Here is a 2282-nt window from a genome sequence, read left to right as displayed (position 1 = left end):
GGCCGAGCCATCCACGCCCAGGCCCACCGGCACGCCGGCGTCGCGCATCGCGCGCACCGGTGCGATGCCGGAGGCCAGCCGCATGTTCGAGCAGGGGCAGTGCGCCACGCCGGTGCCGGTGCGCGCGAACAGGCCGATGCCCGGCGCGTCGAGCTTGACGCAGTGCGCATGCCACACGTCGCGGCCGACCCAGCCAGGTCCTCGGCGTACTCGGCCGGCGTCATGCCGAACTTCTGGCGCGAGTAGTCGATGTCCTTGTCGTTCTCGGCCAGGTGAGTGTGAAGCGAGACACCGAAGCTGCGTGCCAGCGCCGCCGACTCGCGCATCAGCGTGCGGCTCACCGAGAACGGCGAGCACGGCGCAACGACGATGCGCCGCATCGCGAAGCGCGCCGGGTCGTGCCAGCGCTCGATCAGCCGCTGCGTCTCCTTCAGGATCGCCGGCTCGGCCTCCACCACGTGGTCGGGTGGCAGGCCGCCCTGGCTCTGGCCCACGCTCATCGAGCCGCGCGCCGCGTGGAAGCGCATGCCGATCTCCGTGGCCGCCTCGATGCTGTCGTCGAGCGTCACCCCGTTGGGATAGAGATAGAGATGGTCGCTGCTGGTCGTGCAGCCCGCCAGCAGCAGCTCGGCCATCGCGGTCTGCGTCGACACCCGCACCATCTCGGGCGTGAGCCCGGCCCAGATCGGGTAGAGCGTGCCCAGCCAGTCGAACAGCTCGCAGTCCTGCGCGATCACGCGCGTCAGCGACTGGGTCATGTGGTGGTGGGTGTTGATCAGCCCGGGCAGGACGACGTGCTCGCGCGCGTCGATCACCGCGTCGGCGGTGACCGGCAGTTCGGGGGCCGGGCCCACGGCCTCGATCACGTGGTCGCGGATGAACACGCTGCCGTCGGAGATCTCGCGGCGCTGCTCGTCCATCGTGACGACGAGGCGGGCGTTGTGGATCAGCAGCGTGGGCATGGTGGCGGCGCTTGGAGGGATTGCGAGACGTTCATGCGTCGAGACGGGCGGCAGACGAGGGGTCGACAGAGGCGGTTGGGGCCGGTGGAGCACCACGAGCTTGACGGGTGCGGCAGGCGGTGTGTGCCGGGGGTGAGGTCGGGGGCGACGAGGCGCGCAGCGTCGGGGTGGGCGCGCGCAGCGCGCCTCGTGAACTGATCCGTCGCGGCTGTCCGAGCGCAGCGAACGCAGTGAGCGCAGCGAGTTCCGCGACGCCACCCCGCCGCGAGCACCGCAGTGGCGTCGGCGCGCAGCGCCGACCGCCCCCGCCCGAGCCCTCGGCACACACCGCCTGCCGCACCACACACCACCCCCCAGAAAATCAATGCGCCTCGGCCAGCTTCGCCGCCTCGACCGCATCCGCCGCCCCGCCCTTGGCACCGTTGAAGTACAGGTTCAGCAGCACCGCGCTCAGCGCCGCCAGCAGGATGCCGGACTCCAGCAGCGGGTGCAGGCCGTGGTGCATCTGCTGCGTCCAGCGCGGCGCCACCAGCGGCAGCATGCCGAAGCCGATGGAGATGGCCACGATGTAGAGGTTGTGGCGATGAGTCTTGTAGTCCACCGCGGCGAGGATGCGGATGCCGGTGGCGGCCACCATGCCGAACATCACCAGCCCGGCGCCGCCCAGCACGAAGGTCGGCACCGACTCGACCAGCGCCGCCATCTTCGGCAGCAGGCCCAGCACGATCATGATCAGCCCCGCCGCCACGCACACGTAGCGGCTGCGCACCCCGGTCACACCTACCAGCCCCACGTTCTGCGAGAAGCTGGTGTAGGGGAAGGTGTTGAACACGCCGCCGATCAACGTGCCCAGCCCGTCGGTGCGCAACCCGGCCGTCAGCTCGCGCTGGTCGATCGGCTTGCCGGTCAGGTCGGACAGCGCGAGGAACATGCCGGTCGATTCGATCATCACGACCACCATCACCAGCGTCATCGTCGCGATCAGCACCGGGTCGAACACCGGCGGGCCGAAGGCGAACGGCGTGACCACGTCGAACCAGTGCGCCTTGGCCACCTTGTCGAACCCCATCTTGCCCATCGCCACGGCCACCACGCAGCCCGCCACGATGCCCAGCAGCACCGAGATGTTGGCGACGAAGCCACGGCCGTACTTGGAGATCAGCAGGATCACCCCCAGCACGAAGGCCGCGACGGCCATGTTGTCGAGCGCGCCGTAGGCCGGGTTGTCCTTCTGCGGCACCGGCCCCGGCAGCCGGGTGACGACCGGCACGGGGGCGGCGCCCGCGTTCGTGCCGGCATTGGCCGAAGCCGTGGCCGCGG

The 2282-nt window shown here is 70.6% G+C and carries 1 protein-coding gene and 1 pseudogene; both read right to left on the bottom strand.

Translation table 11 applies throughout. The annotated features are described in order from the left end of the window. Window positions 1-962, bottom strand: a pseudogene (locus tag x551_RS21370) (8-oxoguanine deaminase); the annotation flags it as partial. 361 nt (window positions 963-1323) lie between these two features. Continuing rightward, the coding region (locus x551_RS21365) for a solute carrier family 23 protein (protein WP_173402831.1) at window positions 1324-2282 on the bottom strand (959 nt) is incomplete at its 5' end.

Source organism: Methylibium sp. T29 (assembly GCF_000576205.1).
GTDB lineage: Bacteria > Pseudomonadota > Gammaproteobacteria > Burkholderiales > Burkholderiaceae_C > Methylibium > Methylibium petroleiphilum.
This window is presented reverse-complemented; position numbering and strand designations above follow the sequence as displayed.